At 38.3% G+C, this 17,834-nt stretch carries 18 protein-coding genes; all 18 read left to right on the top strand.

Annotated features, from left to right (window positions below; genetic code table 11):
* Positions 1 to 33: 33 nt before the first annotated feature.
* The 18 genes from ICN45_RS08175 to ICN45_RS08260 all read left to right on the top strand — a co-directional run bounded on the left by ICN45_RS08175 (position 34) and on the right by ICN45_RS08260 (position 17,833).
* Positions 34 to 1,806, top strand: coding sequence for an ABC transporter ATP-binding protein (locus ICN45_RS08175; RefSeq protein ID WP_216175174.1), 1,773 nt, complete (start codon positions 34 to 36; stop codon positions 1,804 to 1,806).
* Positions 1,807 to 1,835: 29 nt separating this feature from the next.
* A complete protein-coding gene (gene pseB, locus ICN45_RS08180) occupies positions 1,836 to 2,837 on the top strand; it encodes a UDP-N-acetylglucosamine 4,6-dehydratase (inverting) (protein ID WP_216175175.1) in 1,002 nt (333 codons plus the stop codon).
* The gene (gene pseC, locus ICN45_RS08185; RefSeq protein WP_216175176.1) at positions 2,834 to 4,003 is read left to right on the top strand and encodes a UDP-4-amino-4,6-dideoxy-N-acetyl-beta-L-altrosamine transaminase; all 1,170 of its coding nucleotides are present in this window, start codon (positions 2,834 to 2,836) and stop codon (positions 4,001 to 4,003) included. The genes pseB and pseC overlap by 4 nt, the downstream gene beginning before the upstream one ends.
* Positions 4,000 to 4,707 carry a pseudaminic acid cytidylyltransferase gene (pseF, locus tag ICN45_RS08190; RefSeq protein ID WP_216175177.1) on the top strand — a complete coding sequence of 236 codons (708 nt, stop codon included), beginning with the start codon at positions 4,000 to 4,002 and terminating at the stop codon, positions 4,705 to 4,707. Before pseC ends, pseF begins: the two co-directional genes overlap by 4 nt.
* Complete coding sequence (locus tag ICN45_RS08195) at positions 4,700 to 5,767, top strand: hypothetical protein (protein ID WP_216175178.1); 1,068 nt, start codon at positions 4,700 to 4,702, stop codon at positions 5,765 to 5,767. The genes pseF and ICN45_RS08195 overlap by 8 nt, the downstream gene beginning before the upstream one ends.
* A gap of 69 nt (positions 5,768 to 5,836) precedes the next feature.
* On the top strand, positions 5,837 to 6,292 hold the full coding sequence (locus ICN45_RS08200) for a GNAT family N-acetyltransferase (RefSeq protein ID WP_216175179.1): 456 nt from the start codon (positions 5,837 to 5,839) through the stop codon (positions 6,290 to 6,292).
* 80 nt (positions 6,293 to 6,372) lie between these two features.
* Positions 6,373 to 7,515: a pyridoxal phosphate-dependent aminotransferase gene (locus ICN45_RS08205; protein WP_216175180.1), complete on the top strand. Its 1,143-nt coding sequence runs from the start codon at positions 6,373 to 6,375 to the stop codon at positions 7,513 to 7,515.
* A gap of 42 nt (positions 7,516 to 7,557) precedes the next feature.
* The gene (locus tag ICN45_RS08210; protein ID WP_216175181.1) at positions 7,558 to 8,592 is read left to right on the top strand and encodes an N-acetylneuraminate synthase family protein; all 1,035 of its coding nucleotides are present in this window, start codon (positions 7,558 to 7,560) and stop codon (positions 8,590 to 8,592) included.
* 52 nt (positions 8,593 to 8,644) lie between these two features.
* On the top strand, positions 8,645 to 9,847 hold the full coding sequence (locus tag ICN45_RS08215) for an ATP-grasp domain-containing protein (protein WP_216175182.1): 1,203 nt from the start codon (positions 8,645 to 8,647) through the stop codon (positions 9,845 to 9,847).
* Positions 9,837 to 10,496 (top strand): methyltransferase domain-containing protein, encoded by a 660-nt coding sequence (locus tag ICN45_RS08220; protein ID WP_216175183.1) that lies wholly within the window; start codon positions 9,837 to 9,839, stop codon positions 10,494 to 10,496. Before ICN45_RS08215 ends, ICN45_RS08220 begins: the two co-directional genes overlap by 11 nt.
* Positions 10,493 to 11,290: an amidohydrolase family protein gene (locus ICN45_RS08225; protein ID WP_216175184.1), complete on the top strand. Its 798-nt coding sequence runs from the start codon at positions 10,493 to 10,495 to the stop codon at positions 11,288 to 11,290. Before ICN45_RS08220 ends, ICN45_RS08225 begins: the two co-directional genes overlap by 4 nt.
* An 87-nt stretch (positions 11,291 to 11,377) precedes the next feature.
* Positions 11,378 to 12,343 (top strand): hypothetical protein, encoded by a 966-nt coding sequence (locus ICN45_RS08230; protein WP_216175185.1) that lies wholly within the window; start codon positions 11,378 to 11,380, stop codon positions 12,341 to 12,343.
* Between the two features lie 167 nt (positions 12,344 to 12,510).
* Positions 12,511 to 13,179 carry a PIG-L deacetylase family protein gene (locus tag ICN45_RS08235; RefSeq protein ID WP_216175186.1) on the top strand — a complete coding sequence of 223 codons (669 nt, stop codon included), beginning with the start codon at positions 12,511 to 12,513 and terminating at the stop codon, positions 13,177 to 13,179.
* A 12-nt stretch (positions 13,180 to 13,191) separates the two neighbouring features.
* Positions 13,192 to 14,355, top strand: a complete 1,164-nt coding sequence (locus ICN45_RS08240; protein WP_216175187.1) for an N-acetyl sugar amidotransferase — start codon at positions 13,192 to 13,194, stop codon at positions 14,353 to 14,355.
* Positions 14,356 to 14,369: 14 nt separating this feature from the next.
* Entirely contained in the window at positions 14,370 to 15,077 is a 708-nt protein-coding gene (locus tag ICN45_RS08245; protein WP_216175188.1) for a phytanoyl-CoA dioxygenase family protein, read from the top strand.
* A gap of 31 nt (positions 15,078 to 15,108) precedes the next feature.
* Complete coding sequence (gene hisH, locus ICN45_RS08250) at positions 15,109 to 15,765, top strand: imidazole glycerol phosphate synthase subunit HisH (protein WP_216175189.1); 657 nt, start codon at positions 15,109 to 15,111, stop codon at positions 15,763 to 15,765.
* 16 nt (positions 15,766 to 15,781) lie between these two features.
* Positions 15,782 to 16,543: a HisA/HisF-related TIM barrel protein gene (locus tag ICN45_RS08255; protein WP_216175190.1), complete on the top strand. Its 762-nt coding sequence runs from the start codon at positions 15,782 to 15,784 to the stop codon at positions 16,541 to 16,543.
* A gap of 120 nt (positions 16,544 to 16,663) precedes the next feature.
* On the top strand, positions 16,664 to 17,833 hold the full coding sequence (locus ICN45_RS08260; protein WP_216175191.1) for a glycosyltransferase family protein: 1,170 nt from the start codon (positions 16,664 to 16,666) through the stop codon (positions 17,831 to 17,833).
* Position 17,834 lies beyond the last annotated feature (1 nt).

Here is a 17,834-nt window from a genome sequence, read left to right on the forward strand (position 1 = left end):
AGTCGATTATTTTCGACTTATTACTCTAACGTTATGAATCCGAACCCTTCTATTAATTCACTTTTAAATCGTCTTTGGCGTCACATCAGTCCAAATCGTCGGCATCAGTTTTTAATTTTATTGATTATGATGTCGTTCGTTTCATTTACGGAAATTCTGAGTATTGGGGCAGTGCTACCATTTTTAGGAATATTAACTGACCCCGAGCGTATTTTTAAGATGCCCCATGTACAGCCCATTGTTGAAAACTTTAGGCTAACAGATCCAAAACAGCTACTGCTTCCGTTTACTGTTGCATTTGGTTTGGCAGCATTGATTGCTGGTGTAATGCGCCTTTTATTGCTTTGGCTAACTACAAGATTATCTTTTGCTACAGGTACTGATCTGAGTATTGATATCTACCGACGCACACTTTATCAACCATTTACAGTGCATTGCGATCGAAATAGTAGCGAGGTAATTGATGGAATTTCTGCTAAAGCCAACGGAGTTATTTACAGTATTATTTTTCCGATTTTGACTGTTATAGGCTCTTGTATATTGCTCATTGCCATATTGATTGTGCTCTTAATGGTGCAGCCTTTGATAGCATTAATAACTTTTGGAGGTTTCGGTTTCATTTATATAGTTATTATTCGATTGACCCGAAAGCAATTAATGGTTGATAGTAAATGTGTTGCACGAGAATCTTCTCATGTAATCAAGTCTCTTCAGGAGGGGCTGGGAGGTATTCGTGATGTTTTAATAGATGGTAGTCAGGAGGCGTATTGTAAAATTTATAGAGATGCTGATGCCTCGCTTCGTCGCGCACAAAGCAATATTGTCTTTATTGGTGCAAGTCCACGGTACGGCATGGAGGCATTGGGAATGCTTCTTATTTCTGCACTTGCGTATTCTCTTGCTCAGCAGGAAGATGGTATTGCTGAAGCTCTGCCAATTTTGGGGGCTTTGGCTCTTGGCGCACAGCGCATGCTACCAGTCTTACAGCAGGCTTATGGATCTTGGACTCAAATAAATAGTGGGCGAGCCTCCTTAAAAGATACTCTTGAATTACTTGATCAACCAATACCGAGTTACGTTACAAATCCTGTTCCACGGTTACCATTCAACCAAGCTATTACCATTAGTAAGCTCAAATTTCGCTATGGAGAGGAAGGTCCCGATGTGATAAATCACATAGACCTAACAATAACCAAGGGTAGTCGTATAGGAATTATTGGAGCAACTGGTGGGGGAAAAAGTACTTTGATTGACATAGTTATGGGTTTACTTCAGCCTACCGATGGCGTGCTCATGATTGATGGACAACCAATTACTCTCGCCAATCAACGCGCTTGGCAATCGCATATTGCCCATGTACCCCAAGTAATTTTTTTGGCAGACAGTACTATTGAGGAAAACATAGCTTTCGGAATTCCTGTTGACCAGATTGATCATTCTCGAGTTAGAGAGGCGGCGAGACAGGCGCAAATTGCCGACAGCATTGAAAGCTGGCCTAAGCAATATCAAACTTTTGTTGGTGAACGCGGGATTCGTCTCTCTGGTGGTCAGCGGCAACGAATCGGAATTGCGCGTGCGCTTTATAAGCGAGCAGATGTAATTATTTTTGATGAAGCAACTAGTGCCTTAGATGGAAAAACTGAAGAAGCAGTCATGAATGCCATCAATAGCCTTAACAAGAATCTTACTTTAATTATTATTGCACATCGTTTAACAACACTTAAAAATTGTACCCAAATTATTGAGTTAAGCAATGGCGATATACGACGTTGCTGTAATTACCAAGATGTTTTGCATCAACAATAATTTTTTATAAAAGATTGGGAAGGTTGCGCGTGTTAAAAAATTCATCTATTTTAATCACTGGTGGAACGGGATCATTTGGGAATGCTTTTGTACCAATGACCTTGTCTAAATATAATCCTCGACGTTTAGTAATCTATTCACGTGATGAGATGAAGCAGTGGGAGATGGCTAAGCAATATTCCAATGATGACAGAGTGCGCTTTTTTATTGGCGACGTTCGGGATAAGGACCGCCTTTCTAGGGCATTAAATGGCATTGATTACGTTATTCATGCCGCTGCCACTAAGATCGTCCCCACTGCCGAATATAATCCATTTGAGTGCGTAAAAACTAATGTATTTGGTGCAATGAATTTAATAGATGCCTGTATTGATCAGCGCGTTAAAAGAGTAGTGGCGCTTTCTACTGATAAGGCAAGTAGCCCGGCTAACTTATATGGTGCAACGAAGCTTACTTCAGATAAGTTATTTATTGCTGGTAATGCTTATGTATCGCGCGATGATGATACTCGCTTTGCAGTTGTTAGATATGGGAATGTTATGGGCTCTAGGGGGTCTGTGATCCCCTACTTTATGAGCTTAGTTGACAAAGAAAATTTACCAATAACAGATTTACGTATGACTCGTTTTATGATTACGCTGCAGCAAGGGGTTGAGCTTGTTTGGCGTGCTTTTGAAGATATGATTGGTGGTGAGATTTACGTAAAAAAAATACCATCAATGAAAATAGCGGATGTAGCATCAGCTCTGGTGCCTAATGCTACTCATAAAATAATTGGCATTAGACCGGGCGAGAAATTACATGAGCAAATGATAGGTCCAGAAGATGCGCCTCATACATTTGAATATCCTGAATACTATAAAATCTTACCCGCTATTCATGAATGGAGTAGTGATCCAGTGCGTATTGGTGAAGGTAAGCCCGTAGACGCAGATTTTACTTATTCTTCAGATAATAACTTAGAGTGGATGAGCATCTCAGACTTACAGAGTTGGGTAAAACTAAATCAAAAAAGCATAGGCAAAATATGACAATTGCCATTCCCTACGGGCGCCAAGACATAAGCCAAGACGATATTGATGAGGTTGTGGCTGTTTTGCGGTCTGATTTTTTGACGCAAGGACCAGTAGTACCTTCTTTTGAAAATTCTGTTGCTCAGTTTTGTGGTGCAAAATATGCCGTAGCTGTTAATAGCGCTACCAGTGCTTTGCACATTGCTTGCTTGGCTCTGGGTGTGGGTGAGGGTGACATTGTCTGGACAACCCCAATAACTTTTGTGGCTAGCGCTAATTGTGCACTGTATTGTGGTGCCGAGATAGACTTTATCGATATTGACCCGTTCACTTATAATTTAAATGCTTCTTTATTGGCCGACAAGCTTGCCGAGGCCGAAAAAATAGGTCAATTGCCTAAAGTTTTAATTCCAGTTCATTTGTGTGGTCAGAGCTGTGACATGGCTAAGATATATGAATTAAGTCTTAAATACGGTTTTAAGATAATTGAGGATGCATCGCATGCCATCGGCGCTAAATATAAAGGTGAACCAATTGGTAGCGGCAGGTATAGCGACATCACTGTTTTTAGTTTCCATCCCGTCAAAATTATCACAACTGGCGAGGGTGGCATGGCGACAACTAATAGCGAATCGCTGGCAAAGCGTATGCAACTCTTTCGAAGTCATGGTATCAGAGCGTTGTCCGATAAGGCGCATCACTTAAATAACGAGATCTGGAATTATGAGCAAATTGAGTTAGGTTTTAACTATCGGATGACTGATTTGCAGGCTGCATTAGGTTTGAGTCAAATGGATCGATTGAATTATTTTGTTGAATGTCGCAATAACATTGCATCACGATATGACGAGGCACTAGTTGATCTCCCACTGATTACACCCTGGCAGCATCAAGATAGTAATTCTAGTTATCATCTTTATCCAATTCGCATTAAAGCGCCGTTTGGTGAAAAAAATCAGAGAGAGATTTACGACGAGCTGAGAAGGAGTGGGATTGGCGTGAACCTACATTACATACCAGTTTATCGCCAACCTTTTTATGCCAGCAGAGGATTTTTTGCCGGGTATTGTCCTGAGGCTGAAAATTATTATCACCAAGCTATTAGCTTACCTATTTTCCCTGCGCTTAGTCATGAAGACCAAGACTATGTTATTGATGCCGTAAAAAAAGCTACCGTAATATGAATATTTGCATAATACCTGCGCGGGGTGGGAGTAAAAGAATCCCCCAAAAAAATATAAAAAATTTTCATGGACATCCGATAATTTCATATTCCATTCAATCGGCAATTAAATCTAATTTATTTGATGAAGTGATGGTTTCCACTGATGATCCTGAGATAGCAGAGATCAGTATTAAATATGGCGCTTCTGTCCCCTTTTTAAGGAGTGCAGCTAATTCTGATGACTACTCTGGGACTGGGGATGCTCTTAATGAGGTCTTAAAAAAGTACGAGGAGGTGGGTAAATATTTCTCTGTTGCTTGCTGTCTTTATCCTACCGCTCCATTTGTTACAGAGGATAGGATTAAGCAGGCATTTGCAGAGTTACAAATTTCAACATTTGATGTGATATTTCCGGTTGCTAAATTTAGACCAACTATTTTTCGCTCATATCGTATGTTGGCCGACTCATCTGTCGCAATGAATTTCCCTGAGTATGAAATATCTCGTTCGCAGGATCTCCCTGATGCGTATTATGATGCAGGTCAATTTTATTTTTTTAGAACACAGAATTTTTTTAAACTAAAAAATAAAAATACATTTGGATTAAGTAAAGGAGTAATTGTTCTCGATGATTCCGAGGTTCAGGATATAGACTCTCCCGAAGACTGGCAAATGGCTGAGATGAAATATTTAGTGAATATTGGAGCCGTTTCTTATGAGTGACTTATCGCCAAAAAATTATAATTTTGCTCGCGATACTGCGATGAAAATGGCGGATATTTATCTCCAGAACAGCGGTAAGTATATGGTGAATGAGAGTTGGGGCCCTGAGGGAACATTATATCTTTCGGAATCTGCATACGCGCTTTTATCAATATATAAGCTGACTAGAGAGCAGAAGCTTCTCAGTGCTGTTGAGGTAATTTTAGGGGAAATAAAATCACTTCAAATGGACAGTGGTGGATTAGGTATTCACCTTGGAAGATACGGTGATGGCCTAAGATTTAAAGTGACAAATGACGTGGCTTTTGCTACGTCAACAATAGAGGATGTTCCCCCAACTATTGCAACTCTAAAAGTTGTTGCTGATTATGAATGCATAACTGGTAGCAATAGATTTCTTGATGTTGGTGAGAAGGCCTACAAATATTTAATAAGAAAATGGAGCGATAAAGATGGATGTTTTGTTGAAGAGACTAATCCAGTTTTACAGTCCCTAAGATCAAACCCCAGGAGTTACCAATTGTTTAGTTATCTTGGTATGAAGGCTTGGAAAGATAAGTGCGTAAATGATTCTGATGCGATTGTTGATAGATTATTGAGTTACATAGTAGATACATTTGAGAGTTATGACGGAAGCACGATGCCTCTTGTTTATGGGTTGCATGCAGCAATTCTCTGTCAGGCAATGCCACTCTCATACCTGAAGGAGTTCATTAAGCCACGCATTGATGAGCACCTCGGATTAAGTAGCAAATTCCGTATTGCCAACATAAAGGGAGCCTATGGACACCGTGATGGTCAACGTGGGATAGTTTTAGATGAGGCTCATATAAGAAGCGCATGTGGAGCGGCTATCGCAATGAGATTTTATGATATTTATACCAATTCATGTGAGTATCAGAACAGTGAACAATATCAAGATATTGCTGGTTGGATAATGAGTATGTACGATAAGCAAAATGGATTTTACGAGTTTCAAGATATTGGAAGCATGAGAAGGTGTGGAAGAGGCTCTCCGGGTCAATATCTTCCAATTTGGTGGATGACAGGAATGATCTAAAGAGATAATTACTTGAACCACAGTACCTAATATGACTAATTTTATATTTCTTATAAAAAGGCACCAATCTTGAAAATCAAAATTAGGCATGCAAATTTAAATGATGAGATGTTGTTGTTGAGTTGGGCGAATGATTCGACTGTACGTGAGAATGCCTTTAATTCACAATTCATAACGCCCGCAGCACATCATGAATGGCTTTACGGTCGATTAAATGAATGTTCCAGATGCCAAATTTTTATAGCTGAAGAGGAGGGTGTTGTTGCCCTTGGTCAGGTTAGATTTGAAAAAAAAGGCCCAATTTGGGAGATTGACTATTCAATAGATAAAGATTTTCGATCAAGAGGGCTTGGTGAATTGGTATTAAATATAGCCCTTAAAAAAATGAAATACAATTATCCTGAATCATGTTTCGTTGGATATGTCAAGAAAGGCAATACGCCTTCATCAAAAGTATTCGAAAAACTCGGATTTGTAGCGGAGATTAAAGCAGATTTTGTAATATGGAGATCCCACGGCAAATAAAAATTTAAACTTCTTAAGCTGTTTATAGAGCCTCATGAATCCATAAACGAGCGAGTTTAAATTAATAAAAAGGAATATACGTGCTTTATAGTAAAAAATCACAGGAAATTGGGGTTGCAAGCTCAATTGAGCAAAATGAGCTTGTTTATAAAAAACGCAGAGAAGGCGGAGATCCCATTATTCTCTCCTATGGTGAAGCCCCTTTCAAAATTAGCCCAATCTTAAGCAAGGAGAGCGATTGGGAGAGGGGGTGTCATTATTCCGAAGGAAAGGGTGTGCCAGAATTCCGCCAGGAAATTGCGAAATACATCAAGGATGTGACTGATGTAGAGATATCTTGGGAAAAAAATATACTTGTATCAGCAGGTTCGAAGATCATCAGTTATTTTATTGCTCAAGCACTGTTAAATCCTGGTGACAACATAATGCTACACGAGCCTTCTTGGGTAAGCTATCAGGAACATGCCAAACTCAATCAGGCTAGCACCACCTTTCTAGATTACACCCGATCTGTCTATGATTTTGAGGATCTTTATAAGTCTCATCCCAATACAAAACTTATATACCTTAATAATCCTAATAATCCAAGAGGTTATGTTTATAGTGAGAAAGAATTAAGGTGGTTGGCGAATTTTTGCGCTGACAAAAATATTGTACTAGCGATAGATGAAAGCTATTCTGATTTCGTGATTGATGAAGACTTTTATAGCGGTATTATTTTAATAAAAGATTTTCCAAATGTAGTGGTATTTAATTCAATCTCTAAAAATTTTGGCTTATCAGGCTGGCGAATTGGGTATTGTGTCGGAAGTGAGGATTTTATAAATAGACTTAATAAATTTAATCAGCATTTAATTACTTGTGCCCCTACTTGCTTGCAATTGGATCTTGTTGGCAAGTTAAGTACCTTACGTGCTGAAATTGGTCCGCAGCTCAAGGCACTTAATTCAAAGAGGAGTGATGTAATTGACTTGCTCCAAAAGTTTGGATTTAAATATTTATCTGGATCATCCACTTTTTATGTATTTATCGATGTATCTCATAAGGTGAACGATACTAAACAGTTCGCAGTAGAATTTTTAGAAAAATCAAATGTTTCCTTAATTCCGGGGGGTGCTTATGGGGAGAGTACCTCAGGATTTTTAAGGTTATCTTTTGCAATAGAGCCAATTGATAGAATTGAACTCGCATTAACACGCCTTCATTCTGCACTTAATGACTAATTGTGTTTATATGTACGATGCCCCATAATCATAGGATTTATTATGAAATTCATCAGAATTGGCGATAAAGAGCTGGGAAACGGGAAAGTTTTTCTTATAGCTGAAGTTGGTTCAAATCATGCTTCTTCGCTGGATATTGCTATTGAAAGTATTGAAAGGGCTCATTGGGCGGGCGCGGACGCAGTAAAGTTTCAGTCAATTAATATAGATGCGCTTTACCACAATCCAAATATCGATGTCCGTAATCTACATAAAAAAATTGATTTCCCCGAAAGTTGGTATAAAAAGCTGAAGTCAGAATGCGACAAGCTCGGACTAGTTTTTTTATCTTCCCCAACATATTTGTCGGCAGTCGGACTCCTGGAGTCAGTTGGGGTGGAGTTGTATAAGATTGCATCAGCTCAAGTCGCTGTCTATCCTCAATTGATAGAGCGAGTAGCAGCTCTAGGTAAGCCGGTGGTCATTTCTAGTGGTTTAGCAACAGAGAACGAGTTATCTCGAGTGGTTGATATATTTCATAAGGTAGGGAATGAAAAGTTCATTATCTTGCATTGCAATAGTGTGTATCCTGCAAATCCAGACATAGTTCACTTGCCTCGTATGTTGGGCTATCAAAAACGATTTTCTTGTGCAGTTGGGTTTTCTGATCACACAGTTTCTGATGTTGCTTCTATAGCTTCAGTAGCAATGGGTGCGGCTGTAATAGAAAGGCACTTTACGATAAGCAAAAAAATTGACTCTCCGGATGCAGAGCTTTCTCTTGAGCCTCAAGAGTTTAGAAATTTTGTCTCATCAATTCGTGAGGCTGAATTAATTTGTAGAAATTTACCCCGTGATAGTTTAGAGTTTGATGAGCTGGCGTTCAAAAATCGTATTCAACACAATCTTGTTGCAACTAGGGAAATACTTTCAGGTCAGATAATCGATCAAAACAATAGTGATCTAATGAGGGGAAATGATTCTGTTGGCATTGATGCTTGGACTGTATATGAAAAAAGAGAAATATTTATAGCAAAGAAGGATATACAAGCAGGCTCATGGATTACGTGGGAATTTGTGGAGCGTTCCCAAATTTAAAGCTGAATTTATCTACTAGGTCAAGACCGAAACTCCACCCATAAAAAATAATATGATAATAAATAGATTGATGGTGATAGGGGCAACCTGGGAGCAGGTTCCTTTAATTAGGGCAGCAAAAAATATGGGGTGCGAGGTTATTGCAACCTCTTCTTCATCAAACTCCGAAGGATTTGCTTATGCCGATTACTCTGAGATTTTGGATCCTCGAGATTTAAATGCTATTGTCAAAATCGCAGAAAAATATTCAGTTGATGCGGTAACCTCAGATAGCTGTGATTATTCAAATTACGCTGCCATGTTCCTGAGAAATAAGATGGGATTGCATAATTTTGGCATGAATGCAGTTCAGTTCACAACAAATAAACATTGGATGCGGAACAAATGTGCCGAAGAGGGGGTGCTGCAACCTCGTTTTGAAATCTGCCGAAGTTATTTCGAAGTTTGCAAGGCTTCCGAAAGTATTGGTTACCCTTTAATTATTAAGCCTTCGGATAATCGTGGCTCATTTGGCGTTACACGTGTTGCTAAATTTAGCGATCTTCAGGATGCTTTTTTGCATGCATTAATGAATGCTCACTCTCGTGAAGTCTTAGTTGAGGAGTACATATCTGGCATCCATATAACCGTAGATGGTTGTGTAGATTCAGATGGGAAGCATATAAACTTAGGTATTGCATCTAAAAAAATTACATCTGATGAAATTCCAATAATCGTAGAAGTTCTATACCCAGCAAATAATATTGATGACGGGTTAATGAAAAATATTTTCAATATTAATAATAATGTTGTGAAGGCGCTGGAGATTAAGCGTGGCCTTACACACTCAGAATACATTGTTGACTCACATGGGGGCTGTTATCTTGTCGAGATGGCAAATCGAGGGGGTGGAGTTTTAACATCTGGAGTTATCATTCCAGCAATATCCGGAGTTAATCTATCTGAAATCTTGGTTCTAGAGGCATTAGGCAGGCCCTATGACGTGACTCCATGGAGCAAATCTTTATTTGCCATGTTGGATTTTTTGATCTTCCCAACAGGATTAGTGTCGAAAATTGAAGGAGTTTTAGAGGCATCGGAACACCCTAAAATTCTTCATCTCAAAATGATGATAAAAGAAGGCGATTTCTTGGGAAAGCCATCATCAGGGGCTGAACGCCATGGATTTGCTATATATATTGGGAGTAGTTATGAGGAGCTTGAAAGCTTAAAGAAATTAATAAGAAAGTTAATTAAAATAGAATATGAAAATTGACAGTTTAGCTCTAAAAATTGCAGATGAAAAACTGATAGAACGCTATAGCAATCGATTGCGCAAATTTGGGGGTGATGCCCGTACTCTTGGTTGGGATAATCAAAATAATCAATATAGCCGCTTTGAAATTGCGATGAAAATTGTCGATTTTAATGGCCGAAAAATTTTAGATATTGGCTGCGGACTCGCAGATTTTAGGGCGTTCTTAAAACTCAAAGATATAGTGCCAGCCGTTTATGCGGGGTGTGATATTAATCCTGAGTTATTGGGGTATTGCAAAAATAGATGGCCAATGGACAATTTTTATTTAGCTAATATTCTTGTAGACGATATCAGCGACACTTCGTACGATATTGTTACCTTATTTGGAGTCCTAAATTTCCGCTTTAAAGAATTTGATAATATGGATTTTGCTCGACAAATGATTTCTAAGGCTTTTACCATATGTAGAGAATCTGTAGTTGTGGACTTTTTAACTGCTGTTAAAGATTTAAAATATCCAGAAGAGGATTTTGTTTATTATTATGATCCTTGTGAAATTCTGAAATTTGCTTTAACTCTCACTCCTCATGTAACGCTCAGACATGACTATCAGTCCTTACCGCAGAGGGAGATGATGCTGGTACTTCATAGGCATCCTTCATCATGATAGATATGTTCATACATCCGCTTTCCAATGCGCGTGAGCATATGCTTTTCGATCTATCTCATATCTGTTGGGATGACTGGGTTGGCATAACACTGAGATCTATGGATGAAAATGGCGTTAGAGCATCAGGCGTTTGTATTATGGATGATAGGGTTCTTTGGAACAGGGATTTTTGCAAACATCTAGAGGTCTCTCATAGTTCAAAACGATTATGGTTTACTCTTATGGTCAACTTTCGTGCTGACGATCCATTGCGTAGTATTAAGATGGCTGCGGATGCAGGTTTCAAGGGGATTACATTTCATAGCTATCTTCAGGAAATTAAACCTTGCGATTATTCAAGAGTAGTGAGCATTATTAATTATGCCAATTCGATTGGGATGTTTGCAGGTTTATGCACAGCATTTGGGGGAAAAGGGATTTATGATTTTGAGAGCTTGCCTTTGGCTGTTGAAATCTTAAAGCAGTCAGGAGATTATCCTCTCGTCCTTTACCATAGTGGCGGCGCCCGAATTTTGGAGGCGCTTTTGTTATGTGAAATGTGGCCTAATTTATTTCTTGAGACTTCCTTTAGCTTAAGTTATTGGCTAAATAGCAGCATTGATTTAGATATTGCTTTTTCAATACGAAAAATTGGCGCAAAAAGGTTTATGTTTGGTTCTGATTCACCATTTTTACCACTTAAAAATGCAATTGGTGACCACATTACATTTTTTGAAAAGCACGGATTTGATGAATCTACAAGAAAATTAATCTTTGGAGGATCTGCACGGAAGGTATTCAAATTTATATAGTTAAACCTCAAAAATTTAACTGGGGGGGGGATCTTTGCATTTCTACGGCTTCCCTCCGATTATCTCTAGTGATGAAGTTCCTAATAAATGAATAATATTTTAATATTAACTGAGGCTGGTGGATCGGTTGGGTATGGTCATATTTCTCGCTGCTTGGGAATCACACAAGCCTTAAGTGGAGAAGCAGGGCTTGTATTGACCTCTTCAGAGGAAATGACCTTCGAGAATAACTCAAGAGTTTCAAATTGGATTAGAAATCCTGCGGAGCTTCCAGATTTAAATGGTGGTAAATGGCCAAACACAGTGTTGATAGATTCCTATAATGCTGATATAGACTGTATTAATTATTTACGTAAATCGGTAAATTATTTAGCTGTAATAGATGACTTTGATCGCATGCCTTACCCATGTGACAGCATAATAAATCCCTCCTTATTAGGTCCGAATTACAGTCAGCAGTGCGCAAAGATTTTTAAAGGGTCTGAATTCATAATTCTACGAGAAGACATTAGGTTTAGTAAACCAAAGCAAAAGCATGGGGAGCTAAAAAGTTTATTAGTTACATTTGGAGGTGGGGATACTAGCCCCATCCTGAATCTTACGCTTCCAATATTGGAGGCATTGGATTTGAATATTCATGTGCTCACTGGTGATAATGAGAAGGCATCCTTTCTTCGCTCAAAATTTCGTAGCAATAAATTTAATATTTTAGGTAGATTGAATTCTTATGAAGTTGCAAAATTATTTTTGGATATCGATTTAGCTATCAGTGCAGGAGGTCAAACTCTAAATGAATTGGCATTTTTGGGGATACCATTTATTGCAGTTGAAACTGGTATGGACCAGTACTGGAATATTGAGGGATACGTGCAAAATTTAGTAACAGGTAGACATTTGTATGCAAAAGACCCACAGTTTAGGACATTATTATTAGCGGAAATAAGTAGAATGAGGGATTTATCTCTGCGGGTTGAGGCTTCTAGATTGGGTAGGGGCATTGTTGATGGTTTGGGTGCAAATCGTATTTCTAATTTATTAAAAAATAAAGATTAAATTTTAAAGAGTGGCGCCCATTAATAACGCCCTATTAACAAATCTCGTGGATGCCATCTTTATTTACATAAAATATAGCTTGTATAATCGACCACATTATTGCCCATAAAGAATTAAATTTACTAAAAAACATTGGCCAGCTAAAGAGTGTACAAAAGGACAATTAATTGAAAAAAATTCTTGTTGTAGCTGCGCATCCAGATGATGAAGTTCTTGGCTGTGGTGGAACAATTTGTCGTCATGTAGAAGGGGGTGATGATGTCCACTTGGTTCTCATGGCTGATGGTGAGACTTCTCGAGAATCAGCTTCTTTTTCTAGTGCTCATGGTCGTAAATCTGCAACATTAAGGGCTAAAGAAATACTTGGTATTTCAAGTGTCGTGAATTTGGGGTATTCAGATAATATGATGGATGAATTTCCTTTGTTGCAAATAATTAAATCGCTTGAGGATATTATTCATATGCTTAAGCCATCAGTTGTGTATACACATCATTATGGTGATCTAAATATTGATCACAGAATTACACAACAGGCGGTAATGACGGCATGCAGACCTATTCCCAACGCCAGCGTTAAGGAAATTTATGGCTTTGAAGTGCTCTCAAGCACAGAGTGGAAATCTAACTCTGTGATTCCATTCTCCCCATCTCTATTTATTGATATCAGCAGTCATTTAAAAACCAAGTTGCTGGCAGCGGGTGCATATAACAGCGAGATGATTGCTGCGCCTCATTCAAGAAGTGTTGAGCATATAGAAATTCTTGCCCGACATAGAGGTTATTCAGTAGGCACAAATGCAGCAGAAGCATTTGAGGTGTATAGGGTACTTAAATAAAAAGGTGGTTCAATGTATTACTGTAAAAAATGCTTATATCCGTCAACTAAGCCAGACTTATGGTTTACTGAAGAAGGTGTCTGTGGCGCCTGTCATTCTTATGAAACTCGCGGAAGTTATGATTGGAGTGATGCAAAAAATCAATTCCACAAACTGATGCGAGAAAATAAAAAAAATCCAAAATATGATTGCATTGTGCCTGTTTCTGGTGGAAAAGACAGCACCTACCAAGTGTGGAGAATGTTGGCGGAAGGTTATAACCCGTTATGTGTAACAGCCCCAACTGATTTTTTAACGCCTCTAGGCAGAAGAAATATTGAAAATCTTAAGAATTTGGGCGTTGATTATATTGAGGTATCAGTTAATAGGGATGTCAGAAAGAAAATTGCAAAGTATTCATTGCGTTCGGTTGGAGACATACAGTGGTCTGAACATGTTTTGATATACACAGTCCCAGTCCATATTGCCGTTAATTTTAATATTCCAATAATCGTTTGGGGAGAGTGCGGGCAACGAGAATATGGTGCAGGTAGACCAGAGGATGCAAAAATGGTTCTATTTGATCGCCGAGTATTGGAGGAGTATGGAAGTCTAAATGGGCAAAGGGTTAGCGATTTATTGTCAATTCCCGGAGTCTCTTCTAAGGACTTGTATTTTTATGAGTACCCTGAGCCTGACACAGTTGAGGGGCTGGGATTAAAGGGAATTTATTTGGATAACTATTTTGAATGGCACGGAATTACAAATGTCGTCATATCTCAAGCACTTGGATTTGAGGTATCCCCGAATAACATTGTTGGAACAATCAGTAATTATGAAAATTTAGATAATTACGTTCATGGAATCCATGACTATTTTAAATATTTAAAGTTTGGATTTAGCCGCTCAACAGATATTGCTTGTAATCTAATTAGAAGAAAATTGCTAACGCGCGAGGATGCGATATTCCTTGTTGCAAAGAATGATGGTGTGTACCCCTCTGAGTACTTAGATAAAAGTTTACAAGAAATATTGAATTATTATTCTGTTACTTCAGATGAATTTCATGAGATTTGTGATGACTATACAGACTATAGTTTATTTAAAAGAACGCCTGCCGGTGAATTGGTTAGGCGTAGTGATGGATCTCCATCTTTAATTTCCAACTTTAACCAGTATAAAAATCATATTGAATAAGTAGACTAAAAATAATGGCTAAAAGTAATCTCAATCTCATCCATTCGGAAGGATTTGCTGTCATCAAAACTGAAATATCTTCCTTATTAGAGGCAATGAGGTCTGACTTTATTCAATTATTTAATCGAATATCTCAACACCATGGCTGTGGAGCTGTTCATAATGATGCTGATGTCTGTAGACTATATGAAAATAACCATTCGCTATGGGTTGCGGCTTATAACCAATTAAGATTTCACCCCAAAGTATTTGAGATTGCGTCCTCTAAAATCATTCTTGATATTTTAAATAATGCTGGATTAGTGTCCCCTCATATCGGCGCCCAGTGCATCGTTCGTGCTGATATGCCGTTTGATGATCCATGGAGATTCCCTCCGCATCAAGACTATCCTTTTAATAAAGGATCGCTTAACTCAGTGACACTATGGGTGCCATTTCAGGATACTGGCGAGGATATGGGGTGTTTACAAGTGATTAAAGGATCAAATAAGCTCGGGTTACTTCCAGAAAAAAATAACGAAATAATAGAGCAATTCCCCGATATAAATTATGAATCGGCTCCTATAGCCTTGGGGGAGATTCTGTGTTTTTCGCAGTTTCTAATACATAAATCAGGATTTAACCGAAGTGAAAAAATTAGATTTTCTTTGCAGCTAAGATATAACGATCTTGCACATGACGAATACCTCTCTAGAAAATTGACATTTTCTAGAGAGTACTAATCTTAGATCTAGAAGTATCTTAATTATATAGATGATATATATTCCACCATCAAACCTAAGTAATTTATCAAGTGTAAAGAGATATCTCGATTTTGGTGGGCATGATTATGAATTTCTCAAGAAAGATGTTTTTTTGGAGGTGGGTCGGGATGTAATTCTTTTACCTGGTGTAGGTACTTTTAAGTCTGGAATGAATGCATTGGTGCTATCCGGTCTAGTTGATGTTATTAAAAGATTTGGTCTTTCTGGGGGACATATTTTGGGAATTTGTCTTGGCATGCAGTTATTACTCGAGTCTAGCCAAGAGAGCCCGGGAATTGAGGGGTTGGGATTAATTAATGGTGCAGTCAAACTACTCCCACCATCTTTGAGCGAACGAATTCCACGGGTGGGCTGGGATGAGTTGTTGATAAGTAGTAATTCCAAGACCTACTCCTATGAAAGATCATTGATAGCATCAGATTGTGATTACCCCTCCAAATCTTTTTACGACTATTATTTTGTTCACTCTTACTATTGTCAAACATCAAAACCTGAGGATGTTTCAAGCTGGTTTGAGTATGATAAGCAGCTTTATTGTGCCTCTATAGAGTCGGGAAATATAATTGGGTTGCAATTTCATCCAGAAAAAAGCGGGGAGGGTGGCTATCTACTCCTAGACAATATATTGAATCAGGTTATGGCTTGATGCTGCTGTTATTATTATGAAAAAAAGAATTATTCCAATCATGCTGATGGGCTCAGGTGGGCAGATTGTTACCAGCAAAAAATTTAATCCATGGAGAACTGTTGGGGTGATTATGCAGTCGTTAAGGCTGCATGATTCACGGGGCGCCGATGAGATCATTATTCTTGATGTTAATGCTTCAAAATCTGCCAACAGTATTGACCTTCGTTTATTACATAAAATTTCCCAGAATTTAAAGATTCCATTGACTGTTGGAGGCGGAATTAGTACTTTGGATATAGCTAGGGATTACATCTCATCGGGCGCTGATAAGGTTTCACTTTGCTCTGCATGTATAGATAATTTATCTTTGGTAGAAAGTATTTCAGAAAGTCTTGGGGCTCAAGCGGTAGTTGGCTCCCTTAATATCTCATTCATAGACGATGTGGCTTTTTTATATGATTATCGAACATCAAGTAGTTTAGATATAAAACTAACTGATCACATTCCAAAATTAATTAAAGCTGGAGTGGGTGAGATTATGATCACTTCAGTCGACAAGGATGGTTCCTTATCCGGATTTGATTTACGTATTTTGAATTTATTAGATTTAATTAAGCCATCAGTGCCGGTGATAATAGCTGGAGGTGGAGGCAGCCCAGAACATTTCGTTGAAGTCCTTAAGCATGACTACTTGATGGCTGCCGCAGGAGGTTCAATTTTTGCATTTACTGAAAATACTCCCTCAACCTTGAGAAAATTCTGTCTGAATAGCTGCATTTCCATGAAGAGGCATTAGAGATGTATTTGTATTACATATATTAATATGCAAATATAAAATTTCATAGTTTATGCTTTCCTTTAAATATATGCCTTTATTAAGCGCCAACAGGAATAAATAATTTTATATGGTGAACTGATGAGACTGTTGAGAAAATTTTATTTTGATTGGGTGCTTCCGAAAACAATATTTGTTCCTTACTTTATTCTAAAAGTAATTTTATGGCCCACGTATATCTTGTCTTTATTAAAGAAATATTTCAGAAAAAGAAGCGTACTTAATTCGATAGTTTGTATTGAGGCTGGAGAGAAGGGTTGGGAGTCAATTGAGTTTAAGGAGATGTACCAGTCTGCGGTTGAGTATTTTGGAGTCGATAATGTAATTAAACTAGTTATCCATCATGATGAAAAATACTTGCATCAAGTTGTACAGACTATAAAAAAAACTAAGCCGACACACTACATGCATGATCCTAGAAGTATGTCGGGAGGCCCTTTTCTTAAGGTTTATCAGTCCTTTTTGTTGGCCTCTCTTCTAATTAGTCAAGGAATAATTCCAATAGTAATTTTGACGGATATTTCTTTAAGGATCCCAAGATTGCAGGGTGCAGTGGTAACCCCTTTTACTGGGGTGGCAATTTGTTTCATGTCGGCAAAAGAAGCTCAAAAAATATTTCCGCATGAACGTATGATTGCGCCTAGTCTGATGCCCTTTTCAATAAAAACACTAAAGAATCTAAGGCAAATAAGAGAGTCAAAGCCAGATTCAAATGACTGTGAAACTATTTTCATAGGAGCTCTATATGAGCCTAGGACAAGCATTTTAGAGGGGATAAAGTGTGGCTTGGAGTCCAATGGTTACTCTTTTGATGTCAAGGGAAGGTTGCCTGGCGAGAAAAGAGTCGATGATAACGAATATTGGAAGAAGCTAGCTCACGCAGACATAATTGTTACAACAACACAGCAAGGGTTTCAACATAAGACTTCATCAGGTAGATTGATTTTCAGTGGCGCGGACCGAGTGGATGTGCCGCAGTTGATCTACCGATTTCTAGAGGCTACTGCTTGCGGAACTTTGCTTGTGGCGTCTGAGGTGCCAGGTGTAGAGCGTTACTTTACTCCCTGGGAGCACTTTATACCTTTTGTTACAGTTGAAGAGGCTGTAGAAAGAATCTCATATTTTAATTTAAATAAAGCTGAGAGGCAAAAAATTGCATATGCCGGTCTAAAAAAAGCGGAAGCACTAATTAAATCAAGAAGCTTTTGGTTGCTGATTGATTCACATCTTCGAAAGCACTCAATCTTCTGAA

It is taken from the genome of Polynucleobacter alcilacus (assembly GCF_018881545.1).
Taxonomy (GTDB): domain Bacteria; phylum Pseudomonadota; class Gammaproteobacteria; order Burkholderiales; family Burkholderiaceae; genus Polynucleobacter; species Polynucleobacter alcilacus.